General features: G+C 69.9%; 21 protein-coding genes and 3 pseudogenes. 9 read left to right on the plus strand and 15 right to left on the minus strand.

The features are described 5' to 3' along the window. Nucleotides 1–16: 16 nt before the first annotated feature. Entirely contained in the window at nt 17–1,051 is a 1,035-nt protein-coding gene (locus SSPS47_RS26785) for a dipeptide epimerase (RefSeq protein WP_164253188.1), read from the minus strand. A gap of 99 nt (nt 1,052–1,150) precedes the next feature. On the opposite strand from SSPS47_RS26785, the gene SSPS47_RS26790 reads away from it, so the two are divergent. Continuing rightward, nucleotides 1,151–1,900, plus strand: coding sequence for a class I SAM-dependent methyltransferase (locus tag SSPS47_RS26790; RefSeq protein ID WP_164253189.1), 750 nt, complete (start codon nt 1,151–1,153; stop codon nt 1,898–1,900). Here the strand turns inward: SSPS47_RS26790 and SSPS47_RS26795 are convergent. The 10 genes from SSPS47_RS26795 to SSPS47_RS26840 form a co-directional block, all read right to left on the minus strand. After that, complete coding sequence (locus SSPS47_RS26795; RefSeq protein WP_164255042.1) at nt 1,897–3,120, minus strand: ATP-grasp domain-containing protein; 1,224 nt, start codon at nt 3,118–3,120, stop codon at nt 1,897–1,899. The genes SSPS47_RS26790 and SSPS47_RS26795 overlap by 4 nt on opposite strands. Nucleotides 3,121–3,219: 99 nt before the next feature. Next, complete coding sequence (locus SSPS47_RS26800) at nt 3,220–4,005, minus strand: ATP-binding cassette domain-containing protein (protein ID WP_164253190.1); 786 nt, start codon at nt 4,003–4,005, stop codon at nt 3,220–3,222. Then, a complete protein-coding gene (locus tag SSPS47_RS26805; RefSeq protein WP_164253191.1) occupies nt 3,999–5,990 on the minus strand; it encodes a dipeptide/oligopeptide/nickel ABC transporter permease/ATP-binding protein in 1,992 nt (663 codons plus the stop codon). The genes SSPS47_RS26800 and SSPS47_RS26805 overlap by 7 nt, the downstream gene beginning before the upstream one ends. Beyond that, nucleotides 5,987–7,063 carry an ABC transporter permease gene (locus SSPS47_RS26810; protein WP_164253192.1) on the minus strand — a complete coding sequence of 359 codons (1,077 nt, stop codon included), beginning with the start codon at nt 7,061–7,063 and terminating at the stop codon, nt 5,987–5,989. The genes SSPS47_RS26805 and SSPS47_RS26810 overlap by 4 nt, the downstream gene beginning before the upstream one ends. Then, on the minus strand, nt 7,060–8,619 hold the full coding sequence (locus tag SSPS47_RS26815; RefSeq protein WP_164253193.1) for an ABC transporter substrate-binding protein: 1,560 nt from the start codon (nt 8,617–8,619) through the stop codon (nt 7,060–7,062). The genes SSPS47_RS26810 and SSPS47_RS26815 overlap by 4 nt, the downstream gene beginning before the upstream one ends. Nucleotides 8,620–8,831: 212 nt before the next feature. After that, nucleotides 8,832–9,635, minus strand: a complete 804-nt coding sequence (locus SSPS47_RS26820) for an ABC transporter ATP-binding protein (protein WP_164253194.1) — start codon at nt 9,633–9,635, stop codon at nt 8,832–8,834. Then, on the minus strand, nt 9,632–10,600 hold the full coding sequence (locus tag SSPS47_RS26825) for an iron ABC transporter permease (protein WP_164255045.1): 969 nt from the start codon (nt 10,598–10,600) through the stop codon (nt 9,632–9,634). The genes SSPS47_RS26820 and SSPS47_RS26825 overlap by 4 nt, the downstream gene beginning before the upstream one ends. Nucleotides 10,601–10,656: 56 nt before the next feature. Continuing rightward, the gene (locus SSPS47_RS26830) at nt 10,657–11,688 is read right to left on the minus strand and encodes an ABC transporter substrate-binding protein (protein WP_164253195.1); all 1,032 of its coding nucleotides are present in this window, start codon (nt 11,686–11,688) and stop codon (nt 10,657–10,659) included. 83 nt (nt 11,689–11,771) lie between these two features. Then, nucleotides 11,772–12,449 (minus strand): sigma-70 family RNA polymerase sigma factor, encoded by a 678-nt coding sequence (locus tag SSPS47_RS26835; RefSeq protein ID WP_164253196.1) that lies wholly within the window; start codon nt 12,447–12,449, stop codon nt 11,772–11,774. Nucleotides 12,450–12,588: 139 nt separating this feature from the next. After that, nucleotides 12,589–13,269, minus strand: a complete 681-nt coding sequence (locus tag SSPS47_RS26840; protein WP_164253197.1) for a hypothetical protein — start codon at nt 13,267–13,269, stop codon at nt 12,589–12,591. A 524-nt stretch (nt 13,270–13,793) separates the two neighbouring features. On the opposite strand from SSPS47_RS26840, the gene SSPS47_RS26845 reads away from it, so the two are divergent. The 3 genes from SSPS47_RS26845 to SSPS47_RS26855 are packed head-to-tail and all read left to right on the plus strand — an operon-like array spanning nt 13,794 to nt 16,902. Further along, nucleotides 13,794–14,063 (plus strand): hypothetical protein, encoded by a 270-nt coding sequence (locus SSPS47_RS26845; RefSeq protein WP_164253198.1) that lies wholly within the window; start codon nt 13,794–13,796, stop codon nt 14,061–14,063. Nucleotides 14,064–14,116: 53 nt separating this feature from the next. Continuing rightward, on the plus strand, nt 14,117–16,372 hold the full coding sequence (locus SSPS47_RS26850) for a heavy metal translocating P-type ATPase (RefSeq protein WP_164255047.1): 2,256 nt from the start codon (nt 14,117–14,119) through the stop codon (nt 16,370–16,372). Continuing rightward, nucleotides 16,369–16,902: a copper chaperone PCu(A)C gene (locus SSPS47_RS26855; RefSeq protein ID WP_164253199.1), complete on the plus strand. Its 534-nt coding sequence runs from the start codon at nt 16,369–16,371 to the stop codon at nt 16,900–16,902. Before SSPS47_RS26850 ends, SSPS47_RS26855 begins: the two co-directional genes overlap by 4 nt. Nucleotides 16,903–17,023: 121 nt before the next feature. Here the strand turns inward: SSPS47_RS26855 and SSPS47_RS26860 are convergent. Then, nucleotides 17,024–18,069 (minus strand): annotated as a pseudogene (locus SSPS47_RS26860) (IS3 family transposase). Nucleotides 18,070–18,172: 103 nt separating this feature from the next. Beyond that, nucleotides 18,173–18,643, minus strand: coding sequence for a DUF6194 family protein (locus tag SSPS47_RS26865; protein WP_164253200.1), 471 nt, complete (start codon nt 18,641–18,643; stop codon nt 18,173–18,175). Between the two features lie 63 nt (nt 18,644–18,706). On the opposite strand from SSPS47_RS26865, the gene SSPS47_RS26870 reads away from it, so the two are divergent. Together SSPS47_RS26870 and SSPS47_RS26875 are read left to right on the plus strand one after the other, a co-directional pair. Further along, the gene (locus SSPS47_RS26870; RefSeq protein WP_164253201.1) at nt 18,707–19,426 is read left to right on the plus strand and encodes a MerR family transcriptional regulator; all 720 of its coding nucleotides are present in this window, start codon (nt 18,707–18,709) and stop codon (nt 19,424–19,426) included. A gap of 45 nt (nt 19,427–19,471) precedes the next feature. Further along, nucleotides 19,472–20,782, plus strand: a pseudogene (locus SSPS47_RS26875) (metallophosphoesterase); the annotation flags it as partial. Here the strand turns inward: SSPS47_RS26875 and SSPS47_RS26880 are convergent. Then, a pseudogene (locus SSPS47_RS26880) lies at nt 20,783–21,082 on the minus strand (polynucleotide kinase-phosphatase); the annotation flags it as partial. Nucleotides 21,083–21,214: 132 nt separating this feature from the next. On the opposite strand from SSPS47_RS26880, the gene SSPS47_RS26885 reads away from it, so the two are divergent. Together SSPS47_RS26885 and argF are read left to right on the plus strand one after the other, a co-directional pair. Beyond that, the gene (locus SSPS47_RS26885; protein WP_164253202.1) at nt 21,215–22,447 is read left to right on the plus strand and encodes an arginine deiminase; all 1,233 of its coding nucleotides are present in this window, start codon (nt 21,215–21,217) and stop codon (nt 22,445–22,447) included. Nucleotides 22,448–22,617: 170 nt separating this feature from the next. Beyond that, nucleotides 22,618–23,649: an ornithine carbamoyltransferase gene (gene argF, locus SSPS47_RS26890; protein WP_147875193.1), complete on the plus strand. Its 1,032-nt coding sequence runs from the start codon at nt 22,618–22,620 to the stop codon at nt 23,647–23,649. On the opposite strand, the gene SSPS47_RS26895 is transcribed toward argF, so the two are convergent. Further along, nucleotides 23,638–24,054: an ATP-binding protein gene (locus SSPS47_RS26895; RefSeq protein ID WP_239065061.1), complete on the minus strand. Its 417-nt coding sequence runs from the start codon at nt 24,052–24,054 to the stop codon at nt 23,638–23,640. The two genes, argF and SSPS47_RS26895, sit on opposite strands and share 12 nt — an antisense overlap. Nucleotides 24,055–24,372: 318 nt before the next feature. Here SSPS47_RS26895 and SSPS47_RS26900 point away from each other — a divergent pair, with 318 nt between their 5' ends. Continuing rightward, complete coding sequence (locus tag SSPS47_RS26900; RefSeq protein ID WP_164253203.1) at nt 24,373–25,200, plus strand: enoyl-CoA hydratase family protein; 828 nt, start codon at nt 24,373–24,375, stop codon at nt 25,198–25,200. Nucleotides 25,201–25,205: the final 5 nt, after the last annotated feature.

Genomic DNA, 25,205 nt, shown 5'->3' on the forward strand with positions numbered 1-25,205 from the left:
GCGGCGGGCACGGCGGTCAACCTGTGGGCAGCACGCCCAGACCGGGGGCTTCGCCCAGGACGATGCTGCGGTCTTCGAGGGCGAGTCCGTGGAACGGTGGGTCGCTCAGGTAGAGGTGACCGTCCAGATCGATACGGTCGGCCAGCGGCGCGAGCTGGGCGGCCTGGCTGATGGCGAGCTCCGACTCACACATACAGCTGAGCATCACCTCAAGGCCGGCCTTCCGGCCCGCCTCCATCACCCGTCGCGTGCCCCGGATTCCGCCGGCCTTGCACAGCTTGACGACGATGCCGTCGGCGTACGACCGCGCGGCGAGGACACTTGCCGCGTCGGTGCATCCTTCGTCGAGAAAGACCGGGAGCCGGCCCGGCAACTGCCGGTAGCGGTGGTAGTCGTCGATCGCCGTGGTGGGAAACGGCTGCTCGATGAGCTGGATGCCGAGCCTGCGCAGCCGGGGCGTGAGGGCGCGAGCGGTGTCGAGGTCCCATGCCTCGTTGGCGTCGATACGGACCGGCAGCGTGGTCACTTCCCGTATCGCCTCAAGAGCCTCCAGGTCGTCCGGGCCGCCGACCTTCACCTTGAACGCACCCACCTCCGGAGCTCTGCGGACCGCGCTCACCGCTTCGTCAGGGCTCTCCATGCCGATGGTGTAGACGGTGGGCCCCAGCGTTCTGGGCATGCCGAGCAGCTTCCAGGTCGGCTGCCGGGCCGATTTGCCGATCCAGTCGTGCACCGCGCCGTCCAGCGCCATCCGCGCGCCCGCCGGCGCGTCCCATTCCTCGATGCGGTCGAGGACGCGTCTCGGATCCTTCAGATCCCGGCCGACGAGTGCCGCGCCATCGGCTTCGACCGCGTCCACGACGTGATCCGCGGTCACTCCGCTGTACTCGGTCGGTGTGCCCTCGCCGTAGGCGGTGATGCCGTCGTACGTGAGGGTGACCATGCAGGTGTCGACGGAGGTGATCTCGCCGCGGGAGCTCTTCACCGTCTCGATGAGCCTCAGGGACTCGCGACGGACGGTCAGTTTGATCGTGCCGGAATCATGCGTCATGAGTGGGCCTCTCTTGATCGTTCGGTCCGCTGGAACTTGCCGGGTCGAGCCGGCGACTTGTTACACGGTGGACACGAGTGACGAGTGAAGGGGACAGCGATGGAATGGTTCGAGAACGAGGCGTTGTGGGTCGATTTCTCGGATGTGTTGTTCTCCGCCGGACGTGCCGAGGAGGCCCGTGCCCGGGTCGCCTCCTCCCCGCTGTTGCGGGTCCCGGCCGGCAGCGCGGTGCTCGACCTCGGCTGCGGACCGGGGGCGTACGCGATCCCGCTGGCCGAACGCGGGGCCGAGGTCACCGGCGTGGACCTGAGCGCGGCGCTGCTCGAACGCGCGGAGACGGGGGCTTCCGACGCCGGCGTCGAACTACGGCTCGTCCGGGCGGACATGCGTGAATTCGCCGAACCGGACCGGTTCGACCTGGCCATCAGCATGTACACCTCCTTCGGACTCTTCGCCGATCACGACGAGAACATGCGGGTCCTGCGCAATGTGCTGGCGAGCCTCAAGCCGGGGGGCCGGCTTCTGATCGATCTGTACGGGAAGGAGATCCTGGCCCGTGACGGTGGCCTGCCGAAGATCATTGACATCGAGGGAGGCACGCTGATCGTCCGTGGCACGATCCTCGGCGACTGGGAGCGGTTCCGGGACGACTTCATCCTGGTACGGGGGGACCGGGCGCGAACGGCGTTCGTCGAGCACACCCTCTACAGCGCCTTCGAGCTGAAGACGATGCTCGTCGAGGCGGGCTTCACCGACGTCGAGTGCTTCGGCGGTTTCGACGCGGAGCCCTTCGACAACCACGCCCGCCGACTGATCGTCCGAGGCAGCCGAGGACCAGTGGCCTCCTAGTACCGGGGATGTGTGTCGACGCTGATGACTCCCGCCGCGGTGACCGCACGGTGCGTGGCGATCTCCGCGGTGGGTCCCTCGGCGAGCACGATGCCGACGTAGCCGCGCCCGTCGGTCACGTGCTCGATGTGTGTGCCGATCGCCTTCGTCGGATACCACGTGGGCAGTCCCGGATAGCGGGCGATGTCCTCAAGGCCGTGTACGGCGACCAACTCGCCCGCCTGTGTGGGGTACGCGAGAACGAACGCCACGGCCGGCCCTCCGGACAAGGGAGCGTCGAGCAGTCGTGGACGGCGGCCGAGTGCGAGATCGACGAGGCCGCCGTACACGTTCACGTCCAGCGCCCGGCACATGGATTCACCGACCAGCGCCCCACCGATACGGGGATTCACCTCGATCAACCGAGGCCCGTCGACGCTCATGCACAGTTCAATGTGGGCGAAACGGTCGGTGTATCCGAGGGCTGCCAGAATCTCGCCCAGCCACGCCTCGATCTCGCTCAGTTCCGCGGACGGCAGCGCCACCGGAAACGCCGTCACATCCTCCCGGAACCAGGGCTGCGGCGACATGAGACGGCTGGAGAGCCCCAGCAGCCGGGTCTCCCCGGCCCAGGTCACCGTCTCCGCGCTGTACACCGGACCGGCGAGGAACGGTTCCGCGAACAGCCGTCCGAACAGGGCGGCGCTCTGAGCCTCTTGACGGAAGCGGGAGAGATCCTCGGCGTCACGGACGAGCCACACGTTCTGACTGCTTGTGCCGGCGGTGTCCTTGATGATGGCGGGCAGCCCGACGGTCGAGGCGAGCCATTCGATGTCCACCGCGGCCACCTCCTCCACCGGCGCGGACCCGAACGGGCTGAGACCCTTGCGGTGGAGCAGGTCGCGGACAAGGGCTTTGTCGCGTACCAGTCGGATGGCCGCCGGGTCGATGCCGGGCAGGCCGAACTCGGCGGCGAGTTCGGTGCCGGCCACACCCCAGGTGTCCGTCGAGCTGATGAGTCCCCGGAGGTCCTCGATCGAGGCGAGAGCCTTGGTGACCGCCTTCCGGTCACCGGTGTCGACCGCCACGACGTCGACCGACCCCGGTGGCAGTGTGGCGAGTTCGTGCAGATACAGCGGCTCCACACCGGTCAGCAGCACCAGACGTTCGCCCGACTCGCGCGCGGCGCGGGCGAGGTGGGCGAGGCCGAAGGAGAGCATCTCAAGACACGCGATAGTCATAACTGACATGTCGGCCCGACACCGCGGAAGGTTCCCGTGAGGGTCGAGCTCGGACGTCCTGCCGCCGTGCGGGCCGACATCACCCGGGATCGTCGGCGATCAGCTCTGCAGGGCACCGTTCGCGGCCCGGATGTCCATCGTGGGGATCGCCGCGAGCAGAGTACGGGTGTACGGGTGACCGGGGCGGTCGGTGACGTCCTCGGTCCGGCCCTGTTCGACGATCCGGCCGTGTTGCATGACGGCGATCCTGTCCGCCAACTGCGAGACGACGGCGAGGTCATGGGTGATGAACAGGCAGCCGAAGTCGAGTCGGTCACGCAGATCACAGAGGAGATTGAGCACCTTCGCCTGGACCGATACGTCGAGCGCGGTGACCGGTTCGTCGCAGATGAGCAGCCGTGGCTCCAGAGCCAGTGCCCGGGCGATCGCCACGCGCTGCTGCTGTCCTCCGGACAACTGCCTGGGACGGCGGTCACCCACCTCGGGGTTCAGCCCGACGAGGCCGAGCAGTTCACGTACACGTGCCGACCGCACCCGCGCGTCGCCCACCCGGTGGATGCGCAGCGGTTCGTCAAGCGCCTGACGTACCGTCTGCCGCGGACTGAGCGTGAGCGAAGGGTCCTGGAACACCATCTGGACCTGCCGCCGGTGCGCGCGAAGCGCGCGTCCCCGGAGCTCGTGCACGTCCACCCCGCCGACGCGCACCACCCCCGCGCCGGGCCGGTGCAGCCCGGTCACAACCCGCGCCAGTGTCGTCTTGCCGCAGCCCGACTCGCCGACCAGCCCCACGATCTCGCCCGCTGCCACGCTCATGGTGACGTCGCTGATGACCGGCGCGGTGTTCCGGTCTCCGTAGCGCGCGCTCACCTCGACGATCTCTAGCACGAGAGGTCTCCCTTCCCGACGACGGCCGCCGTTCCACCGGGGTGGCGCAGGCAGGCCGACCGGTGCGAGGCGTTCCGGGCCACCGTCTCCAGGGTGGGCGTCTCGTCCACGCAGGCTGCCACGGCGAGCGAGCACCGGGGGGCGAACCCGCAACCGCCGGCGTCGTCCGGACCGGTGCCCCCTCGGCCCGGCATGGTGCGGAACCGGGTGCCCGGCGCCGTGCCCGGACGGGGCACCGCGTCCAGCAGACCCTGTGTGTACGGGTGGTCGGGCCCGGCGAGCACCGTGGCGAGGGGACCCGTCTCCACGATCCTGCCCGCGTACACGACAGCCACGGTGTCGGCCAGGCGCGTCACCACCGCGAGGTCGTGGCTGACAACGATCATGGACATCGCCAACTCCTCCCGCAGGCGTACCAGCAGGTCCAGCAGCTGGGCCTGCACCGTGACGTCGAGCGCGGATGTGGGCTCGTCGGCGACCAGCAACTCCGGCTCGCACGCCAGGGCCATGGCGATCTGCGCCCGCTGACGCATACCGCCGGACAACTGGTGAGGGAACTCCCGCGCGACCGCGGCGGGATCGGGCAGACCGGCCAGGCCCAGCAGTTCCTCGGTGACCCGGCGGGTCGCCGGGCGCCGACCCCCGCGGCCCGCGTTGCGTACGGCCTCGTCGACATGCGCGCCGATCGTTCGCAGCGGATTGAGGACGGCGCCGCTGTCCTGGAAGACCACCCCCACCCGGCGGCCGTTGATGTCGCGGCGTCCCCCCGGCGGCAGTCCCACCATCTCGCGCGTCTCGGCTCCGCCCCCCAGCAGGGCGGAGCCGGTGACCACCGCGTACGGGTCCAGCAGGCCGAACGGGGCCAACGCGGCCGTGGTCTTGCCGCTTCCGGTCTCGCCGACAAGAGCGAGGACCTCTCCACGAGCGACCTCGTACGACATTCCGGCGACGACGCGACGACGCTCGCCGTCCTGCGGGTACGTGACGGTCAGGTCCCGCACCTGGAGCACCGTGGTGTCCCCGGGATGTTCCCGAGTGTCCGCCGGCGCGGCGGCCGGCGGCCGTTCCGCGACACCGGCGCGTGCGGACGGTGCGGCCTTCCTCCGGCCCGGCCGCGCCGAGCCGGTCCGCGTCGGACGGACCAGGCGCAGGACCGAGGGGCGCTCCTCGCCGGCCGCCAGCCGCTCGCCGAACAGGTTGCTGGCGAACACCACCGCCGTGATGGCGATGCCGGGCGGATAGGCGAGCCACCACGCGGAGTCGAGGAACGCCCGTCCTTCAACGAGCATTTGGCCCCACTCGGCGCTCGGCGGAGCGACACCCAGGCCCAGGAAGCTCAGCGTGGCCACGCCGAGGACGATGGTGCCGACATCGGTGCTGGCATAGACCAGGCAGGGCGCGAGCGCCGGCGGGAGCAGGTGCCGGCCGATGATGCGCGCGCGGCCCGCTCCGAGCAGGCGCAGCGCGTCCAGATGAGGGCTCTTGCGCATGTCGGCGACGCGGGCGCGCGCGATCCGGGCGTACGGCGCCCACGACCAGAGCGACAGCGCGAGGATGAGGTTCTCCACTCCCGGCCCCCGCACCCCGATGACCGCGAGTGTGACCAGCATGCCGGGCAGCGAGACCACCACGTCGATCACCCGGGAGACGACCCGGTCGACCCATCCGCCGAGGTAGCCGGCGGTCGCCCCGATGAGGGTGCCGGCTGTCAGCGCGACCGCCAGCACGGCAGCGGTGACCGAGAGCGAGATCCGCGCGCCGTAGAGAATCCGGCTGAGCTGGTCCCGGCCGAGCTGGTCGGTACCGAGCAGGTTCTCCGACGACGGGGGCAGCAGCCCCGCCGCCAGGTCGTTGGCGGTCGGGTCGGCCGGAGCGAGGACCGGGGCGAGGACCCCGACGATCACGAAGAGGATCAGGGGCAGGGCGAGCAGAAGGGTGCCGAGCCACGCCCGGCCGCCTGCCGAACGCCCTTGTTCGCCGGTCATGACGCCCCCCGCCGGGTCCGTGCGCCGAGCACGCCGACCGGGTCACGGAGCGGTGTGTCCCGGTCCGGGGGCTTCCTGCCGGGGAGCGTGGGCCGACGGCGGGCACGCGCGTCCCGACCGCGCCGGGAGCGGGGATCGATGAGTCCTTGCAGGACGTCGGCGCAGCGGTTGGCGAGGATGAAGCCGCCTCCCATGACGAGTGTGGCCGCCTGCAGCGCCGGAACGTCCCGGGCACCGGCGGCGTGGACGAAGTAGGCACCGAGACCGGGCCAGCCGAAGATCTGCTCCACCACGACGGTGGCCACGAGAAGGGTGCCGATACCGAACCCCGCGACGGACAGGATCGGTCCGGCGGCATTGGGCAGACCGTCCCGCAGCACGATCGACAGCGTTCCACTGCCCCGTGCCTGCGCCGCGCGTACGTAGGGGCGGTCCAGGGCCTCGCGCAGCGTGACGGCGACCACCCGACTGAGCACGCCGGCCACCGGAAGCCCCAGTACGGCCATGGGCATCAGCCATGTCGAGGGGCCCGCCATCCCCGACGTCGGCAGCAGTCCGAGACGGATCGCCAGGTACAGGACCAGGAGGTAGCTCAGCCAGAACGACGGTATCGAGGTGACCAGGAGCGCCCCGGTGCGCAGGGCGCCGCGCAGCATCCCGCGTCGCAGCACCGCGCCGGCGACGCCGACGCTCACCCCGACCACGACGGCGACCACGGCGGATCCGGCCACCAGGCCCAGCGTGACGCCCAGCCGGTCCGCGACTTCGGGGCCGACGGGCGCGTTCGTCCGCAACGAGAGCCCGAAGTCGCCGGTGCAGGCGTTGACCAGCCACCGGACGTACCGCACGGGAGCCGGATCGTCGAGGCCGAGTTCCACGCGGACGGCCTCGATCTGCTCCGGCATGGCGGGGCGGCCGGCCCGGGTCGCCGCGAGCACCGCCGCGGGGTCTCCACGTGCGAGCAGGACGAGGGCGAAGGTGCCCACCGACATCGCCAGCAGGACGCCGACGGTGTCGACGGTCCACCGCGCGACGTGCCCGCCGGCGGTCGCCAGCCGCCCCAGCGAGCTCACCCGACAGTCACCCCGGTGAGTTCCAGGTCGACGTCCGTGGGCGGCACGGCGAAGCCCTTCACCGTGTCCCGGGCGGCCCAGACCCGCGGCCGGTAGACCAGAGGGACGAAGCCGGCGTCGGCGGCGACCTCGTCGTAGAGCTTCTGGTAGGCGGCGGCGCGGGCGGTGGGGCCGTCCGCGAACAACGCCGTGTCGACCAGGTCTTCGGTGGCCGGCGTCACCCAGAGCGGACCGCGGGCGCCCGAGGTGAACATCGACACGATCGAACCCGAGGGGTCGTACGGCGCACCGAGTCCCTCGAAGAAGGTGATGTCGTACGTACCCTCGGCCCGCTCGTCGTAGTAGGCGGCGGCGTCGACCGGGGAGATGTCGACGGCGATGCCGATCTCCTTGAGAGACCCGGCGACGGCCTCGGCCATCGAGCGGGGATCGAGCTGTCCCTGGGCCGGAGTGGCGGGGATGAGGAGCTTCAGGGAGAGCCGCTTGCCGTCCTTGGCCCGGCTGCCTCCTTCCAGGGTGTACCCGGCCGCGTCCAGCGTTCTGCGGGCCTCCGCCTGGTCGAAGTACGTCGGCTGGTCGGTGCCCGAGTCGGGCACGTTCGGGGGGAACACCCGCCGCGCGGGCTTGCCGTAGCCCTGGAACAGCGCTTTGGTCAGGGCCGTGGTGTCGATGGCCTGGCGCACCGCCTCACGGACGGCTCGGTCACCGGCCGGACCGTCGGCGTTGAAGCCGAGCATGATCGAGACATCGGGCTCGCCGACGTGCGACTTGATGTCGCCGCGCCCGCTCAGCGTCTTGGCCTCAATCGGTGTGATCGGGGCCATGTACGCGCCACCGATGAGGTCGATCTCACCGTTGGTGAGGGCGTCGAGGCGCGCCTGGGAGTCCGGTACGACCTTGAATTCGACCCGCTCCAGCTTCGGTTCGGTTCCCCAGTAGTCGTCGTTGCGCGCCAGCTTCGCTCCGGTCGCGGAGTTGGACTCCAGCTTCCACGCCCCGGTTCCGACGGCTTTGCGGAACGTGCCGTCGGCTGTCGCGGCCTTCGGACTGAGCAGCCGCACCGGACGCACGATCGACAGTTCTTGCAGCAGCGGCTCGTACGGCTCCGAGAGGGTCAGCCGGACAGTGTCCTTGTCCGGGGTGTCCACGGCCGAGATCACCTGCGAGGCGCGGAAGAAGGTGAACTCCTTCTTGCCCACCCACCGGTCGAAGTTCCATTTCACGGCGGCGGAGTCGAACGGAGTCCCGTCGGTGAAGGTGACGCCGTCGCGCAGGTCGAAGCTGACGCTCCGGCCGTCCTTGGCGACGGTCCACGACTCAGCGAGCCCCGGCTTCAGCTTGCCGCCCGCCGCGTAAGTGACGAGCGGCTCGTACACCGCGTCGAGCAGCAGGAAGTTACCGGTGAAGGCATGCGGGTCCACGGCGCCTGACTCCTCGCTCAGCCCGACGCGCAGCACCGTGGTGGTGGAGCCGGGGTCATCGGGGCCGGCGGCACACCCGCCGATCAGCACGATCGAGGCAGCGAGGACGGCGAGAGGGGGACGAGGTCGTAGCACGGACACTCCTGGCAGACAGTAGCCATGGCACAGTGGGCGATCTCCCACCACGCGAGTAGTCGGTGGCCCCGTGCGATTAGTTCCCCGCGTGCGCGAGAAATTCTTCGCGCGGTACGGCGGAACCGCTTCACCGTCGCCCCGGAGGCGATGGAGGGCTGGGGGCTGTGCAGGTCTCGGACCGCCCTCGGCGGGCCGCCTCGCCGCCGTTCCGGTCACCGGTCGGCTGTTTCGGCCGTCCGGCCGGTGCTGAGGGGTTCGGCCGCGTAGGTGATGCGTACGACTCCGTCCGCGTGACGTTCGGCTTCGGCCGCCACTCCGAAGACGTCGGCCAGTATTCGCGGGGTGAGCACGTCGAGAACGTGACCCGCCGCCACGACCGTTCCCTCGTCGAGCACGATGATCCGGTCGCAGAGCCGGGCGGCGAGGTCGAGGTCGTGCAGGACGGCGAGTGTCGTGGTGCCGGTGGACCTGATGAGTTCCAGCACCTCGAAACGGGCCCGGATGTCGAGGTGGTTGGTGAGCTCGTCCAGGACGAGGACCTGCGGGGTCTGGGCCAGGGCGCGGGCGAGCAGTACGCGTTGGCGCTCCCCGCCGGACAGTGAGGCGAAGTCACGGTCCGCCAACTGGTGTGCTCCGCAGCGCCGGAGGGCGTCGTCGACGGCCTGGTGGTCGTCGGCGCCGTCACGGCCGAGCAGCCCGTGGTGCGGGGTGCGGCCCAGGGCCACGATCTCGGTGACGCTCAAACTTGTCGCGCTGCCTCCGCCATCCTGGAGAACGGCCGCGGTACGACGCGCCGCGGTCCGGGAGGAGAGTGTCCAGACGTCGTCGCCACCTACGCGGACCACGCCTCTCTCGGGCCGCAGCGAGCGGTAGACGGCGCGCAGCAACGTGGACTTGCCGCTGCCGTTCGGCCCGACGAGCCCGACGATGTCGCCGGGCTGTACCTCCAGGGCGACGTCACGCAGGATCGGCTGGCGGTCAAGCGTGATGTGGAGCTGTTCGACGGTGAGTCTCATACGGAGTCCAGCCCCTTGTTGCGGCGCAGGAGCCACAGGAAGAACGGAGCGCCCAGCAGGGCGGTGAGGATGCCGATGGGCAGTTCGTTGGGGCGGTTGAGCGTGCGGGACAGCAGGTCGACGAGGACCAGGTAGATGGCGCCCACCACGGCGGTCAGGGGAAGCAGTCTGCGGTGGTCGGCGCCGGTGGCGAGCCGTACGAGGTGGGGGATCATCAGGCCGACGAAGCCGATACCGCCCGCGACGGCGATCACCGTGCCGGTGACCAGGGCGGACATCACCAGCAGGAGGCCCCGCAGCCGGTGGACGTCGACGCCCAGTGCTGTCGCGGACTCGTCCCCGGCCAGCAGGGCGTTGAGCCTGCGGCCGAAGAGCGACAGCGCGAGGGCGCTGGCGAGGACGACCGTGGCGACCACGGGAAGTTGATCCCACCTGGCTCCCGAGACGCTTCCGAGCATCCAGAACATGACGGTGCGCAACTCGGTCGGCGTCGCCCGCAGTTGGAGGAAACTGGTGGCCGCCAGGAAGAGGTAGCCCACCGCGACTCCTGAGAGCACCAGCCGCGTTGGTGCCATGCGTCCTCTCTTCTGCCCCAGGACGAAGGCCAGAGCCCCGGCGGCCAGAGCGCCGACGAAGGCCGCGGAGGAGACGCCGAGCCCGCCGAGCGTCGCGCCGCCCGCCGCGGTGATGGCGAGGACAGCACCGAGCGACGCTCCGTAGGAGAAGCCCAGGACGGTGGGGTCGGCGAGCGGATTGGCCACCACCGCCTGGAGGATCACCCCGGCGACCGCGAGCCCGGTGCCGACGAGAGCGGCCAGGACGACGCGGGGTGCGCGGAAGTTCCACACGATCTGGTCGGTGGCCGGATCGCCCGTCGTACCGCCACCGGTCAGGTGACGGAGGACGATGCGCCACACCTCTCCGACGGGGATGGTGACCGCCCCGATACTGATGCCCACCACCATCACCCCGGCGAGCAGGGCCAGGAGCACCGTCAGGAGGAGCGGCAGGGGAACCCTGTTCAGAACGCGTCGGGGTGAAACGTCCTTGCCAGCTTGTCGACCGCCACGTCGTTGCTCGGGCCGAGGTAGATCGAGTCCGACAGGACGGTGTACGTGTTGGTCTTGGCGGCCGGCCACTGGGGGAACTCCTTGAGCAGTTTCTTGGCGTACGCCTCGGGGTCGGGGTCGTTGTAGCTGATGACGACGAGCGCGTCGACGGAGGTGGCGGCCACCTTCTCCTTGCTCAGGTCGGCGAAGGTGCTCCTGGAGGTGTTCGCGAAGGCGTTGGAGCCGCCGGCCTTGGTGAGGATGTCGTTGATGATGCCGTTGGCGACGACCGAGCTGAAGTCGTTGCCGCCCATGACCATGTTCGAGAAGAGCACCATCACATTCGGCTTCTCCTCGCCCGCGACCTCCGCGGAGATCGCGGCGATGCGCTTCTCGGACTCGGCGATCAGCTTCTCCGCCCGGTCGCTCACGCCGAAGATCCTGCCGAGATCACGCAGGAGCGTGTAGCTGTCGGCGACGGTCATCTTCGCGGGGTCGTCGTCGCAGCCCTGCGGCGAGATGTAGCTGTTCGCGCTCACCGAGCTGAGATCGTCGCGGGTGGCGAACCCGTTCTTGGCGTCGAACCCGTAAGAGGTCACGGCCAGCACAAAGTCGGGACGCAGCCCGAGCATTGCCTCGCGGGGGATGTCGAAGGCGTCGTTCAGCTTGACGTCACCCTTGGGCAGAGCCTTGATCGCCTCGGCCCGCCCTTCGACCTCGGAGCGCCCGTACGATTGCTGGTTGGCAACGATCCGATCGCCGAGGCCGAGCGCGAGGAGCGAAGAGACCTCGGCCACGGACGCGCCGTTCATGACGACGACGCGCTCGGGCGCCTTCGTGAAGGTCTGCTTCTCAGCGCAGTTCTCGACGGTCACCGGATAGCCCGATCCGGAACCGGACTTGGGCGACTTGTTGCCGACCGCCTCGGTCGAGGAGTCGGCGCATCCGGCCATGAGCAGACAGAGCGCGGTGACCGCGATGACGACTGGCCGTTTCCTGGACATACTGGCTCCTTGGTGCTGCCTGATCGGATCTTCTGTCCGAGTAGTCGGACCGGGGGACGCCGTAGTTCCCGCTACCCGCCCCATCAGGCCGCCGCGGCCGTCAGATCCGGCGTCGGCGCCCGGTGGGAGGGGCTCGTCCTCTCGACCGCCGAGCGCTCGGCCGCGGTGAGCATGCCGATCAGTTGGGCGCGGGCGCGGGACACTCGCGAGCGGACCGTGCCGACCGGGCAGCCCATGACCTGTGCGGCTTCCTCGTAGGGCAGGCCGATCAGTTGGGTGAGCACGAAAGCGTCGTGCCGTTCCGCCGGCATGGACGCCAGCAGCTCCGCGAGGACGACTCCCTCCTCAAAGCCCGGAGCACCCTGAGGTCTTGCCTTCTCCGCCGCGGCACACCAGTCGACGGCGTCCGCGACGACCGGGCGAGCGGCGGCGTGGCGGAGGCTGTCGACGAAGGACCGCCGGGCGATGGACAGCAGCCAGGTGCGGGCGGAGGAACGGCCCTCGAACCGGTGCAGACTGCCCAGGGCTCGGAGAAAGGTGTCCTGGGTCAGGTCGTCGGCGGCCTGCGGGTCGGCGCTCAAGAAGGCCATGTAGCGCCAGATGTCGCGCTGCAGGGCGCCGACGAAACGTTCCACGGCGTCCGGGTCACCTTCCCTCGCCGCAAGAGCCCAGTTGGTGATGGTCTCCTCCTTCGTGCGGGAAGGATTCGCCGTCCGCGTGTGGCTGTCTCTCTGCGCGAGTCGGGGCAGGGCATGCGTCATCGCCTGGTGTCCTTCTTCGGAATTCGGGGGTCGACCGGGCACGGCTTCGAGGCGGCACCGGCCGCTGCTTCGGCCCCGAGCGGGCAGGGCCGACTGCCCTGCCGCGCCAACCGGTCGGCGAGACAGGGGGAACTGGCTGTCAGAGGACAGCGGTTCCCGTCGGCGGGCCCCGTGAGGTGATGGCATGAGCGAGCAGCAACCGTCGCGGTCCGCACGTTCCGTGCGATGAACCGGCCCGCACGCGCGGCCGGTCCGGCGGTGTCGGCAGTACGCCGGGCAGGCGCAGCGGCGCCACGATCCAGCCGGCGCAGGCCCGAATACACTGGAAGGCCGCCCGTTCACCGAAGGCGAGCCAGATCCCACAGAGCAGCGCGGCCAGCAGGTGGGCGGAGAGCATCCCCAGCGACGCCGTGCCGGCGGCACTGTGACCGGAGTCCATCGCCGTGCCTGGCATTCCCGGCATCGCGTGCTGGGCGTGGCCATCCATGGGAGCCATGGGCGCTCTGCACAGAACGTGGCCCAGCCACTGTTCCGCGAGTGACCCACCGGCGGAATCGGGTCGAAGTACCACCTGGGCGAGGGAGAACCAGGCGTGCAGGACGGCCTGGACGGCGAGGGTCGCGGTGAGGACCGTGCGGAACCCGCGTTCCCGTCCCGTGAGAGCCCATCCGGTGACGCCGACGGCGCCGAAGGCGGGGAGCATCGCCGCCCAGGGGATGGTCATTTCCGACATGAGCACGTGCCCCAGGACAGCGAAGAGCACACAGACGGCCGCGAACAGGGCGGCCCTCGCTCTGCGGAAATACGGACCCGAGGTCATGGCGGACTCATCGTTGCACCGGAGCCACCCCCGGAAAAGCCCGGTGCGCGATGTCTCGGACCGCAGGCGGCCCCGTTCTCCGTGGTGCCGGAAAGACTCGGCAAGGCGGGGAACTCAACCGCCCCGCCAACCGACTCATCAAGCATGCGTCTATCGAGAAGGCTGATCCGGGCGACCTCACGACGTCGCGCTCCCGGCACGCGCCGGGCATCGCGCGAGGGTGCGCAGGTCACATCAGACAGCGGCTTCCCAGACGACGCCGTCGCCCGCGCCGGACAGCGGCCCACCGGCGAGCGACCGCGATCAGCGCCGGTCGAGTTTTCCCAAGAGGCAGTCGGTCGGCCGGCCGACAGGGTTCCCGTGGCACCGCGGGAGAATCCTCACAGCGGGACAGGTCAGCGTAGCGACCGCCCGCCCGCCGGCCGCATGTCAACATGGCACCCCGGCTCTCGCGGGCCGAGTACACGGCAGCGCGATACGGCTACCGCCCGGCAGTTGGCGGAACTCTCTTCTCTGGAGCGGTGATGGCGGACCGGCGTGAGCTTCTCTCCCTGCGGACGGTGACGACGCTGAAGCGTTACGCGCCGCCGCCGGCGCTGATCGGATTCCTGGTCCTGCTGATGGTGGTGTTCGGTGTGTCGTACGCGGTCGGCTCGGCGGTCGGCCCGGTCGCGCCGGGCATGCACTCCACCGACACTGATACCCGGCCCGGGGAAGGGCCCGGAACCCAACCGGGAGACGGCACGGGGGACATGAGCGACATGGGCGGCATGCACTCGGACGGTGGGCGGTGACGTCGGAGACCACGGCTTCTCCGGCCGTCACCACGGACCTCCTGGTCGGTGGAATGACCTGCGCCGCGTGCGTGAGCCGCGTGGAGAAGCGGCTGGCCAAGCTCGACGGCGTCACCGCGACGGTCAATCTGGCCACCGGGAATGCCCGGATCAGCCACCCTCCGGAGATCACCCCCGGGATCCTGGTGGCGACGGTCGAACGCGCCGGTTACACCGCTGAACCGCCCCGCCCGCCGGAACCCGAGGCCGGCAGCGAGCCGTCCGAGTCCGCAGAAGCGCGGGAGTCGGCCGAGGCACGGCGGCGACTGCTCGTGACGGCTCTGCTCTCCGTACCCGTTCTTGTCCTCTCGATGGTTCCGGACCTTCAGTTCCGTAACTGGCAGTGGCTGTGCTTCGCCCTGGCCGCACCGGTCGCGACGTGGGGCTCCTGGCCTTTCCACAGTCGTGCGCTGCGGGGATTGCGGCACGCGTCGGCGACCATGGACACCTTGGTGTCGCTCGGCGTGACCGCTGCGTTCGCCTGGTCCACCTACGCACTCTTCATCGGTGGCGCGGGCGATCCCGGCATGCGTATGCCCTTCTCCTTTCTCCCCTCGGCGGGCGACGACATCCCTCACATCTACCTGGAAGCGGCGGTCGGAGTACCGCTGTTCGTCCTGACCGGCCGGTTCCTGGAAGCACGGGCGCGTAGCGGCACAGGTCAGGCGATGCGCGCCTTGGCCGGACTGGCCGTCAAGGACGTAACGGTGCGGGTCGACGGCAAGGAACGCCTCGTCCCCGTCGAACAGCTCCGTGTGGGGCAGGAGTTCGTCGTCAGGCCGGGAGAACGGGTCGCCACCGACGGCGTCGTGGTCTCCGGCAGTTCCGCGCTCGACCTGTCGCTGGTCACCGGGGAGAGCGACCCGGTCGAAGTCGCCCCCGGCCAGGCGGTCGTGGGCGGCGCTGTCAACGCCGGGGGCCTGCTCACCGTGCGCGCCACGGCGGTCGGCAGGGACACTCAGCTCGCCCGCATCACCGAGCTGGTCACCGAGGCCCAGGCCGGCAAGGCCCGTGCCCAGCGGCTGGCCGACTCCGTGGCGGGCGGCTTCGTCCCGGTCGTCCTGACGCTGGCCGTCACCGTGCTCGGATTCTGGCTCGGTGCCGGAGCCGATCCGCAGGCGGCGATCACCGCGTGCGTGGCCATCCTGGTCGTCGCCTGCCCGTGCGCGCTCGGCCTGGCGACCCCCACCGCGCTGCTGGCGGCGACCGGGCGCGGCGCGCAACTCGGCGTCCTCGTCAGTGGTCCTCAGGCGCTGGAGACACTGCGCCACATCGACACCGTGATCCTCGACAAGACGGGCACCCTGACCACCGGCCGCATGAGCGTCACCCAGGTCACCGTGGTCCCCGGCGGTCTCGGAGAGCGGACCGTGCTCCGTCTGGCCGGAGCGGTGGAGCGCGGCTCGGAGCACCCGCTCGGGCGCGCGATCACCGCGTACGCCGAACGAGCCTTTCCGGACGAGCCCTTGCCCGAGGTGACCGAGTTCGCCGCCACCGCCGGTGTGGGCGTCCGCGGCCTCGTCGAAGGACACCAAGTCGAGGTGGTCACTCCGGGCGACGACCTCCCGGAAACCCTGACGCGGGCACTGGCGGACGCGGAGAATTCCGCCCGCACCGTCGTACGGGTCAGGGTCGACGGGGTGGACGAGGCGCTCATCGCCCTGGGTGACGTCACGCGCCCCGGCAGCTACCGCGCCGTCGACCGGCTGAAGCGACTGGGGGTGACACCCGTACTGGCCACCGGTGACCGCGAGGCCGTCGCCGATGCGGTCGCCGAGGAACTCGGCATCGACGAGGTGTACGCGCGCTGCACGCCCGAGAGCAAGGCCGAGCTGGTTCGGCGTCTGCGGGCCGAGGACCGCCGCGTCGCGGTGATCGGGGACGGTGTGAACGACGCCGCCGCCCTCGCCGGCGCAGACCTGGGCATCGCGATGGGAAGCGGCACCGATGTCGCCATCGGCGCGGCCGACGTAACCCTGGTGCGCGGCGACATCGAATCCGTCGCCGACGCGATCGGCCTCGCCAGACGCACTCTCGGCACCATTCGCGCCAACCTGATCTGGGCCTTCGGCTACAACGCCGTCACCGTGCCGCTCGCGGCCGTGGGATGGCTCAACCCCATGGTCGCCGCCGCAGCGATGTCTCTGAGCTCCCTGCTCGTGGTGGGCAACAGCCTGCGGCTGCGCGCCTGGCAGCCATCGGCCTACCGGAGAACCGGCGCACGTGTCGGTCAAGCCGGCCAAGTCCGCCAAGGAGAACAGCGCTCATGACGGAACCGTCCACCGCGGACACCTCCTCGGGCTGGAACATCACGCGGGAGCGCGTACGTGACGGCTTCTACGCGGCACTCGTCCTGTGGACGGCGTGCGTGCTGGCGCTCGCGGGCCTGACGCAATGGACCGCTTCGGGGGCGGCGGGCACGCCCCCGGCCCTGGCAGTGAGCGACCCGCACGTCTTCCTCCCGTACAACGACAACACGCAGACCGCCGCCTTCTTCACGGTGACCAACACAGGCGGCGCGGACGATCAGCTTCTGTCCGTCACGTCGCCCGCCGTAACCGACGCCATGCTGAGCCTGCACCAGAACAACGGCGACGGAGCCGACTCCATGGGGATGACCGAATCGGCGAACGTGGCGGCGGGGTCGACCCTGACCATGTCACCCTTCGACCTCGACGTGATGGTGACGTTGAAGAGCGGCATGCGTTGGCAGGAAGGCGACGCGGTGAAGTTCACCCTCCACTTCCGCCACAGCGGCTCCATGGAAACAGTCGCAACGGTGGTCCGGCCAGGAAGCTGACTGATTCCGGCCCGATCTCGACGGCAAGAGCGTCGTCCAGCCAGGAGACGGCCCCGACAAAGGATTCGGGACAGTCTTTGGCTGAGCCGCCCCGAGTTGCGTAGAGTCCGCCGGTCATGTTTCAGGCGGTCTGCGGTTCTTCTTCCAGGCTTCGCTGGAAGTCGCGTTCGTACTCGGCGGGCGGTACATAGTCGAGCGCGGAGTGGAGACGTTCCTCGTTGTACCACGTCACCCACTGGAAGATCGCCCGCTCGACCTGCTCGAAGTCCCGCCAAGGGCCCTGCATCTCGATCAACTCGGCCTTGAAGGTGCCGTTGAGGGCCTCGGCCATGGCGTTGTCATACGAGTCCGCGACGGAGCCAACCGAGGCGGAAGCGCCGACATCCGCCAGCCGCTCGGTGTAGCGGATAGACACATATTGACTGCCGCGATCCGAATGGTGGATGAGGCCGGAGTCCTTCTTGATCCGCCGTCTCCACAGTGCCATCTCCTACACGTCCAGGACGAACGCCACATACGCCCAGCCCGACCAGGTTCTGACGTAGGTCATGTCCGCGACCCAGAGCTGGTCCGGGCCCGGAGCGGTGAAGTCACGGTCGACCAGGTCCGGCGGGCGGGGCGCCGACGGCTCGGGGATCGTAGTGCGGCGGCGCCGGCCGCGGATGACGCCCTCGATGTCCAGCTCGGCGCCGCCGGACTCCTCGTGGAGCTCTTCGATCAAGGGCATGAGCTGCTCGTCCCGGAGCTGGCGCGCCGACTTCGGCCGCTTCTTGCGTGCGTGATACGCGGACTCCGACAGGTCCAGCTCCCGGCATACGGGCCCGACCCCGAGGCCGCTCTCGCGCAGGTGGTTGATCACCGCGTCGGCCTCGTCCGGGGACGGTCGGGCTCCTGGGCAAAAAAGACACTCGCGGCTTTGAGGATCTCGTTCGCCCGCTTCAACTCCGCGTTTTCCTTGTGGAGTTGCCTCAGCTCGTCGCGCTCGACGGTGGAGAGACGGTCTTCCCGCTCACCGTGGTCGGCCTCGGCCTGGCGGACCCAGCCGCGCAGGGCTTCCTTGTGGATGCCCAGGTCCTTCGCGACGCGCGCGATCGGGCGGCCGGCGGTGCGGATCTCGCGGATCGCGCGCTCGCGGAGCTCGTCGGGGTATTTACGGGGTGCTGGCATGGTGCTGGTGAATCTCCTTCGCCAGGATCGTAACCCTGGCATCAGGGACTCCACCAAACTCAGAGCAGTTCAAGGGCCCTGTCTCAGCCGGCGGCGTTCGTTATCAGCTTGTTGAGCCCGCTCGTCGCTCATAGCGCGAACGTGCGAGGTGATGGGCATTGCGGATCAGCTCACGGACCGCCGCGTCGGTCCGCTGGCCCGGATTCACCACCGCGAGCCATGCAACGGAGCCGTAGACGGGGTGTGCAATCACGGCATCGGTGACGCTGGGGTCGTCGTCGATGACTGGTTCGCGCGGCGCGTGGCCGGTCCAGTTGATGAACGATTCCTTCCCAGCGGCCATATTGACGCGGAACGCATCTGGGCGGTCCAGGCGCGACCTCTCGTCGCCCGGCTGGTTCTTCGTCACGATCGTCGTGAACGGTTGAGTCGCTTTCGGAATGACGCCCTCAGGAGAGTAGAAGAAGAAGGTATCCCCCCAACTGATCTCTGGTGAGCCGTCACCGGGTCCGGGCCTGATAGCCAGGGCTCCATCCAGGCCCTCTGCGAAGTCGATGATCTCTTCTATGGTCATGTGCTCAAGCGTTTCATTAAGGTGCACGTGGAGACTTTGAGCCGGAAAACAGAGGATTGCCAGGTGTCAACTCTCAAGTCATCGGCGCTGCGCACAGTCGATGTCGCGCGACGTGCCGGGTACTCCGTTCAGCAGGTACGCAATCTCGAACGCGACGGTGTCCTGCCGCCAGCGACACGCTCAGCTGCGGGCTACCGGATCTATGGGGAGATTCACTTTCAGTCCGCTTTGGCCTACCGGGCCCTCGCAGTCGGCACGGGTCCGATTGCGGCCAAGCGGATCGTGCGTGCCGTGCATGAGTGCCCGACCTCGGAAGTACTTGCACTCCTCGACGCGGTACACGCCCAACTCGACCGGGAGCGTACGGATCTCAGACTTGCCAAGGAGGCTGCTGCGGCGATCTCTGCCGAACTGGTCGAAGACGTACGCCCATCGGATTCGATGAGCGTCTCCGAACTTGCCGCCGCGCTCGGAGTGCGCCCATCGACATTGCGGCACTGGGACGCCGAGGGGCTTGCTGTTCCTGACCGGGTCTCCCCGCGAGAAACGCGACGATACTCACCGGCCCAAACTCGGGACGCCCGGATTGTGCACCAGCTACGCAGCGCCGGGTACCGCATTGACCACCTCCGGGCCTTGATGCCGGGCCTGCGGCGCGGGCACCGGTCGGAAGACATCGGAGCCGCGCTGGCAGCCCGAGATGTGAGCATCGCGGCTCGCTCCCGTGCCCTCCTCGACGCCACCGTCGCACTCAGTGCAGTCCTCGCTGCCACCCAGACGTGAGGCTCCGCCAACAACGAATGAACTGAACAGAAGAACTCGACGGGGAACGCCACCAACGTCCAGCCCGAGAGCCGCGGACAGCTCGTGCGGCTCGCCAGGGAGTACGACGTGCTGCCCATCGCGATCGTCCTCGACCTGCCCGAGGCGGTCTGCGCCGAACGCAACGCCGCCCGTCCCGACCGGGCCGGCATGCCACGCCATGTCATCAAGCGCCACCAGCGGGAACTGCGCCGTTCGCTGCGCGGACTCGAACGCGAGGGCCTCCGCAAGGTCCACATCCTGCGCGGTGCCGAGGAGGTCGAGCGCGCCGAGGTCGTCACCGAACGCCGTTACAACGACCTCACCCACCTCGCCGGCCCCTTCGACATCATCGGCGACGTCCACGGCTGCCGATCCGAACTGGACACGCTGCTGGCCGGGCTCGGTTACGCGGACGGGGACGGCGCGCACCCCGAAGGCCGTACGGCGGTCTTCGTCGGCGACCTCGTCGACCGCGGCCCGGACAGTCCCGGCGTGCTGCGCCGCGTGATGCGCATGGTCGGCGCGGGCAGCGCGCTGTGCGTACCGGGCAACCACGAGAACAAGCTGGGCCGCTGGCTCAAGGGCAGGAACGTTCAGCTGACCCATGGACTCGCCGAGACAGTCGAGCAGTTGGCGAAGGAGGACGACGCCTTTTGTGAGCGGGTGGGGACCTTCATCGGCGGCCTCGTCAGCCACGACGTCCTGGACGGCGGCAAGCTGGTCGTCTGCCACGCCGGGCTGCCGGAGAAGTACGACGGCCGCACCTCGGGCCGGGTCCGTCCGCACGCGCTGTACGGGGACACGACCGGCGAGACCGACGAGTTCGGCCTGCCCGTCCGCTACCCGTGGGCGGAGGACTACCGGGGCCGGGCGGCGGTCGTGTACGGCCACACCCCCGTACCGAACACCTCCTGGATCAACAACACCATCTGCCTCGACACCGGCGCCGTCTTCGGCGGGAAGATGACGGCCCTGCGCTGGCCCGAGCGCGAGCTGGTCGACGTACCGGCGGAGCGCGTCTGGTACGAGCCGGTCAAGCCGCTCGGCACTCAGGCGCCGGGCAGCCGCGAGGGCCGCCCGCTCGACCTCGCCGACGTGCACGGCAGGCGTGTCGTGGAGACCCGTCACATGGGCCGGCTCGCGGTGCGCGAGGAGAACGCGGCGGCGGCTCTGGAGGTCATGAGCCGCTTCGCCGTCGACCCGCGGCTCCTCGCCTGTCTGCCGCCGACCATGGCACCCACCGCGACATCGCGCGAGGAGGGTTTTCTGGAGCACCCGGCCGAGGCGTTCGCGCAGTACCGCGAGGACGGCGTGGCGCAGGTCGTGTGCGAGGAGTCAGAGCCGGGGGTCGACCGGCTCCGACTCCAGCGCGAGCACCGCGAACACCGCCTCGTGGACGCGCCACAGCGGCTCGTCGTCCCCCAGCCGGTCCAGCGCTTCGAGCCCGAGCGCGTACTCCCGAAGCGCCAGCGACCGTTTGTGGCCGAGGAACCTGCCGCGCAGCCGCTCCAGATTCGCAGGCCGGGTGTACTCCGGGCCACAGACGATCCGCAGGTACTCACGCCCGCGCACCTTGATCCCGGGCTGGACCAGCCGCCCCTTGGCGTCGTGTACGAGCGCCGCGAGCCCCGGCTCTGACCCCCGGCCCCGACCCTCGGCGCCGACGCGGCTCCGATCCTCGGCCCCGCGGCCCGCCCGGCTGCGGGGCCCGCCCGGTCTCTGCGCCATTCGCCGTGTGAACGGCGCCCGATCCGAGAGGATGGGGGCATGGGATTCCACGTCGACTCCGAGACCGGGCGCCTGCGCCGCGTCATACTGCACCGCCCCGACCTGGAGCTGAAGCGCCTCACCCCCACCAACAAGGACGCGTTGCTCTTCGACGACGTGCTGTGGGTGCGCCGCGCGCGCGAGGAGCACGACGGGTTCGCCGACGTCCTGCGCGACCGCGGGGTCAAGGTCCATCTCTTCGGCGACCTGCTGCGGGAGTCCCTGGACATCCCGACGGCCCGCGCGCTGGTCCTGGACCGGGTCTTCGACGAGAAGGAGTACGGCCCGCTCGCCACCGGCCACCTCAGATCCGTTTTCGACGAGCTGCCGACGGCCGATCTCGTGGAGGCGCTGGTCGGCGGGATGACCAAGCGGGAGTTCCTGGAGAGCCACGCCGAGCCGTCGTCCGTCCGCTTCCACGTCATGGACCTGGACGACTTCCTGCTGGACCCGCTGCCGAACCATCTCTTCACCCGTGACACCTCCGCCTGGGTCTACGACGGTGTGACCATCAACGCGATGCGCTGGCCGGCCAGGCAGCGGGAGACCGTCCACTTCGAGGCGATCTACAAGCACCACCCCCTGTTCACCGGACCGGAGGCGGGCGCCTTCCACCACTGGTCGGAGGGGCAGGACGACTACCCCTCCACGATCGAGGGCGGTGACGTCCTGGTCCTCGGCGAGGGCGCCGTGCTGATCGGGATGAGCGAGCGCACCACACCGCAGGCCGTCGAGATGCTGGCGCGCGGGATGTTCGACGCCGGTTCGGCCAGGACGATCGTGGCGCTCGACATGCCCAAGCGGCGCGCCTTCATGCATCTCGACACGGTGATGACGATGGTCGACCGCGACACGTTCACCCAGTACGCGGGCCTCGGCATGCTCCGCTCGTACACCATCGAGCCGGGTGCGGGCGGGAACGGGCTGAAGGTCACCGACCATCCGCCGGAGCACATGCACCGGGCGATCGCCGCGGCCCTGGGGCTCGACAGGATCCGGGTGCTGACGGCGACGCAGGACGTGCACGCGGCCGCGCGGGAGCAGTGGGACGACGGCTGCAACGTGCTGGCGGTGGAGCCCGGCGTGGTGGTGGCGTACGAGCGCAACGTGACCACCAACACCTATCTGCGCAAGGAGGGCATCGAGGTGATCGAGATCCGGGGCAGTGAGCTGGGCCGGGGGCGGGGCGGGCCGCGCTGTATGAGCTGCCCGATCGAGCGGGACGCCGTCTGACGGCCCCCGTCCGCGACGCCGCCCGCCGGCGGTTGCCGTGGCACGGCGCCCGCCCGGGATCCGGCCCACCCGGCGCTCTGTATATCAATACGGAAGGTCGTATATAGTTCCAGGGTCTCTGTATCTGTCCCCGTACAGGTCTCCGTATTCGCGACGCAGGAGCAGCCACCATGGCGATACACCTCGCAGGCCGCCACTTCCTCAAGGAGCTCGACTTCACCGCCGAGGAGTTCCGCGGGCTGGTCGAGCTGGCCGCCGGGCTCAAGGCCGCGAAGAAGTCGGGCAACGAGGTGCAGCTCCTGCGGGGCAAGAACATCGCCCTGATCTTCGAGAAGGCGTCGACGCGCACGCGCTGCGCCTTCGAGGTGGCCGCCGCCGACCAGGGTGCCTCCACGACGTACATCGACCCGGCCGGCTCGCACATCGGGAAGAAGGAGTCCGCGAAGGACACCGCGCGGGTGCTCGGCCGGATGTTCGACGGCATCGAGTTCCGCGGGGACGCGCAGTCGACCGTCGAGGAGCTGGCCGCCCACGCCGGGGTGCCCGTCTTCAACGGGCTCACCGCCGACTGGCACCCCACCCAGATGCTGGCCGACGTGCTCACGATGACCGAGCACACCGACAAGCAGCTGGATCGGATCACGTTCGCCTACCTCGGTGACGCCCGCTACAACATGGGCAACTCCTACCTCGTCACCGGCGCGCTGCTCGGCATGGACGTACGGATCGTCGCGCCCCGCGCCTACTGGCCGGCGGACGACGTGGTCGCCCTGGCCCGTAAGTCCGCCGAGGTCAGCGGCGCCCGGATCACGCTCACCGAGTCCATCGCCGAGGGCGTGAGCGGCGCCGACTTCGTGGCCACCGACGTGTGGGTGTCGATGGGGGAGCCGCAGGAGGTCTGGGACGAGCGCATCGCGGCCCTCGGGCCGTACAGCGTGACGATGGACGTGCTGAGCGCGACGGGGAATCCGGACGTGAAGTTCCTGCACTGCCTGCCGGCCTTCCACGACCTGGGGACCGTCGTCGGATGGGAGATCCACGAACGCCACGGGCTCACGGAGCTCGAAGTGACCGACGAGGTCTTCGAATCCGCTCACTCGGTGGTCTTCGACGAGGCGGAGAACCGGCTGCACACCATCAAGGCCGTACTCGTCGCGACGCTGGCTCCCGACCAGGTCGCACCGCGGGGTTCAGCGCGCTGACAGCGTGAACCAGACCGCCTTGCCCTGCTCGGTCGTACGGTGGCCGCAGTCGGCGCTCAGCGTGCGGATCAGCAGCAGACCCCGGCCGTGCTCCTGCCAGGGGTCGGGCGTGCGGCCGGGAACGGGCGCCGACAGATCGCCCGGCGGGTCCGGGTCGCCGTCGTGGACCTCGATCTGACAGCCGGAGGGCAGCAGCGCCACGACCAGCTCTATGGGGACGTCCGGGCTCGTGTGCTCGACGGCGTTGGCGACCAGTTCCGCCGTCAGCAGTTCCGCCGTGTCGCTGTCCGCCGTGGGCCCGATGTCGGCCAGTGCCGTACGGATCAGGGCACGCGCCATCGGCACCGCGGCCGCGCTGTGCGGCAGGGTGATACGCCAGAAGGCGGTGTCCGATGCTTCGCGCAAGGCGGGGAGTCCGTTCGGGGGCTGTGCGGGGTGCCGTGCGGCCCTGAGTGAGGGGGACGGGCTTCGGCAGGGCCGGGGTACCGCCCAGCCTTACGGAGCGTAAGTGGCTTAACAAGGGGCAGCGGACTGCCGGAAATGGGACCTCCGCCACATATTGACCGGGACCTTCGGCGCGGGAGGGCGGGGACCCGCTTACGGTACGGCGACTTATCGCGTACTCGTGACGGCGGTCACGGACGAGTGATATCTTGCTCCCGCAGGGTCCGCCCCGCGCCCCGGGCGACCGGCACACAGCATTCGAGCTGAAGGAGGCCGCCCATGAGCCCGTTCTCCGGCTCCGCCCCCCGTACCGAGGAGTGGCGGCATCTGCGGCTGACGCGCGAGGACGGGGTCGCGACCGTCACCCTCGCCCGCCCCGACAAGCTCAACGCCCTCACCTTCGGTGCCTACGCCGATCTGCGCGACCTCCTCGCCGAACTGTCCAGGGAGCGCTCCGTCCGCGCCCTCGTACTGGCGGGTGAGGGGCGCGGCTTCTGTTCGGGTGGCGACGTGGACGAGATCATCGGTGCCACGCTCTCCATGGACACCGCCGAACTCCTCGACTTCAACCGGATGACCGGCCAGGTCGTCAGGGCCGTTCGCGAATGCCCGTTCCCGGTGATCGCCGCCGTGCACGGAGTCGCCGCCGGCGCCGGCGCCGTCCTCGCGCTGGCCGCCGACTTCCGCGTCGCCGACCCCACCGCGCGCTTCGCGTTCCTCTTCACCCGGGTCGGCCTCTCCGGCGGCGACATGGGCGCGGCGTATCTGCTGCCGCGCGTCGTCGGGCTCGGCCACGCCACGCGGCTGCTGATGCTCGGCGAACCCGTTCGCGCTCCCGAGGCCGAACGTATCGGTCTGATCAGCGAGCTGACCGACGAGGGCGCCGCCGACAGCCGGGCCGCCGAACTCGCCCGGCGGCTCGCCGACGGCCCGGCGCTCGCGCACGCGCAGACCAAGGCGCTGCTCACCGCCGAGCTGGACATGCCGCTCGCCGCGTCCGTCGAACTGGACGCCGCCACCCAGGCGTTGCTCATGAACGGCGAGGACTACGCGGAGTTCCACGCCGCCTTCACCGAGGAGCGGCCCCCCAAGTGGCAGGGCCGCTGACCGTG

The organism is Streptomyces sp. S4.7 (assembly GCF_010384365.1).
Taxonomy (GTDB): domain Bacteria; phylum Actinomycetota; class Actinomycetes; order Streptomycetales; family Streptomycetaceae; genus Streptomyces.

Excerpts from the sequence above, each read along its gene's own strand:
- SSPS47_RS26785 (WP_164253188.1), bottom strand. The coding sequence starts at position 1,051 with ATGACGCATGATTCCGGCACGATCAAACTGACCGTCCGTCGCGAGTCC.
- SSPS47_RS26790 (WP_164253189.1), top strand. The coding sequence starts at position 1,151 with ATGGAATGGTTCGAGAACGAGGCGTTGTGGGTCGATTTCTCGGATGTG.
- SSPS47_RS26795 (WP_164255042.1), bottom strand. The coding sequence starts at position 3,120 with ATGACTATCGCGTGTCTTGAGATGCTCTCCTTCGGCCTCGCCCACCTC.
- SSPS47_RS26805 (WP_164253191.1), bottom strand. The coding sequence starts at position 5,990 with ATGACCGGCGAACAAGGGCGTTCGGCAGGCGGCCGGGCGTGGCTCGGC.
- SSPS47_RS26820 (WP_164253194.1), bottom strand. The coding sequence starts at position 9,635 with ATGAGACTCACCGTCGAACAGCTCCACATCACGCTTGACCGCCAGCCG.
- SSPS47_RS26825 (WP_164255045.1), bottom strand. The coding sequence starts at position 10,600 with ATGGTGGTGGGCATCAGTATCGGGGCGGTCACCATCCCCGTCGGAGAG.
- SSPS47_RS26830 (WP_164253195.1), bottom strand. The coding sequence starts at position 11,688 with ATGTCCAGGAAACGGCCAGTCGTCATCGCGGTCACCGCGCTCTGTCTG.
- SSPS47_RS26835 (WP_164253196.1), bottom strand. The coding sequence starts at position 12,449 with ATGACGCATGCCCTGCCCCGACTCGCGCAGAGAGACAGCCACACGCGG.
- SSPS47_RS26840 (WP_164253197.1), bottom strand. The coding sequence starts at position 13,269 with ATGACCTCGGGTCCGTATTTCCGCAGAGCGAGGGCCGCCCTGTTCGCG.
- SSPS47_RS26845 (WP_164253198.1), top strand. The coding sequence starts at position 13,794 with ATGGCGGACCGGCGTGAGCTTCTCTCCCTGCGGACGGTGACGACGCTG.
- SSPS47_RS26850 (WP_164255047.1), top strand. The coding sequence starts at position 14,117 with ATGACCTGCGCCGCGTGCGTGAGCCGCGTGGAGAAGCGGCTGGCCAAG.
- SSPS47_RS26855 (WP_164253199.1), top strand. The coding sequence starts at position 16,369 with ATGACGGAACCGTCCACCGCGGACACCTCCTCGGGCTGGAACATCACG.
- SSPS47_RS26865 (WP_164253200.1), bottom strand. The coding sequence starts at position 18,643 with ATGACCATAGAAGAGATCATCGACTTCGCAGAGGGCCTGGATGGAGCC.
- SSPS47_RS26885 (WP_164253202.1), top strand. The coding sequence starts at position 21,215 with ATGGGATTCCACGTCGACTCCGAGACCGGGCGCCTGCGCCGCGTCATA.
- argF (WP_147875193.1), top strand. The coding sequence starts at position 22,618 with ATGGCGATACACCTCGCAGGCCGCCACTTCCTCAAGGAGCTCGACTTC.
- SSPS47_RS26900 (WP_164253203.1), top strand. The coding sequence starts at position 24,373 with ATGAGCCCGTTCTCCGGCTCCGCCCCCCGTACCGAGGAGTGGCGGCAT.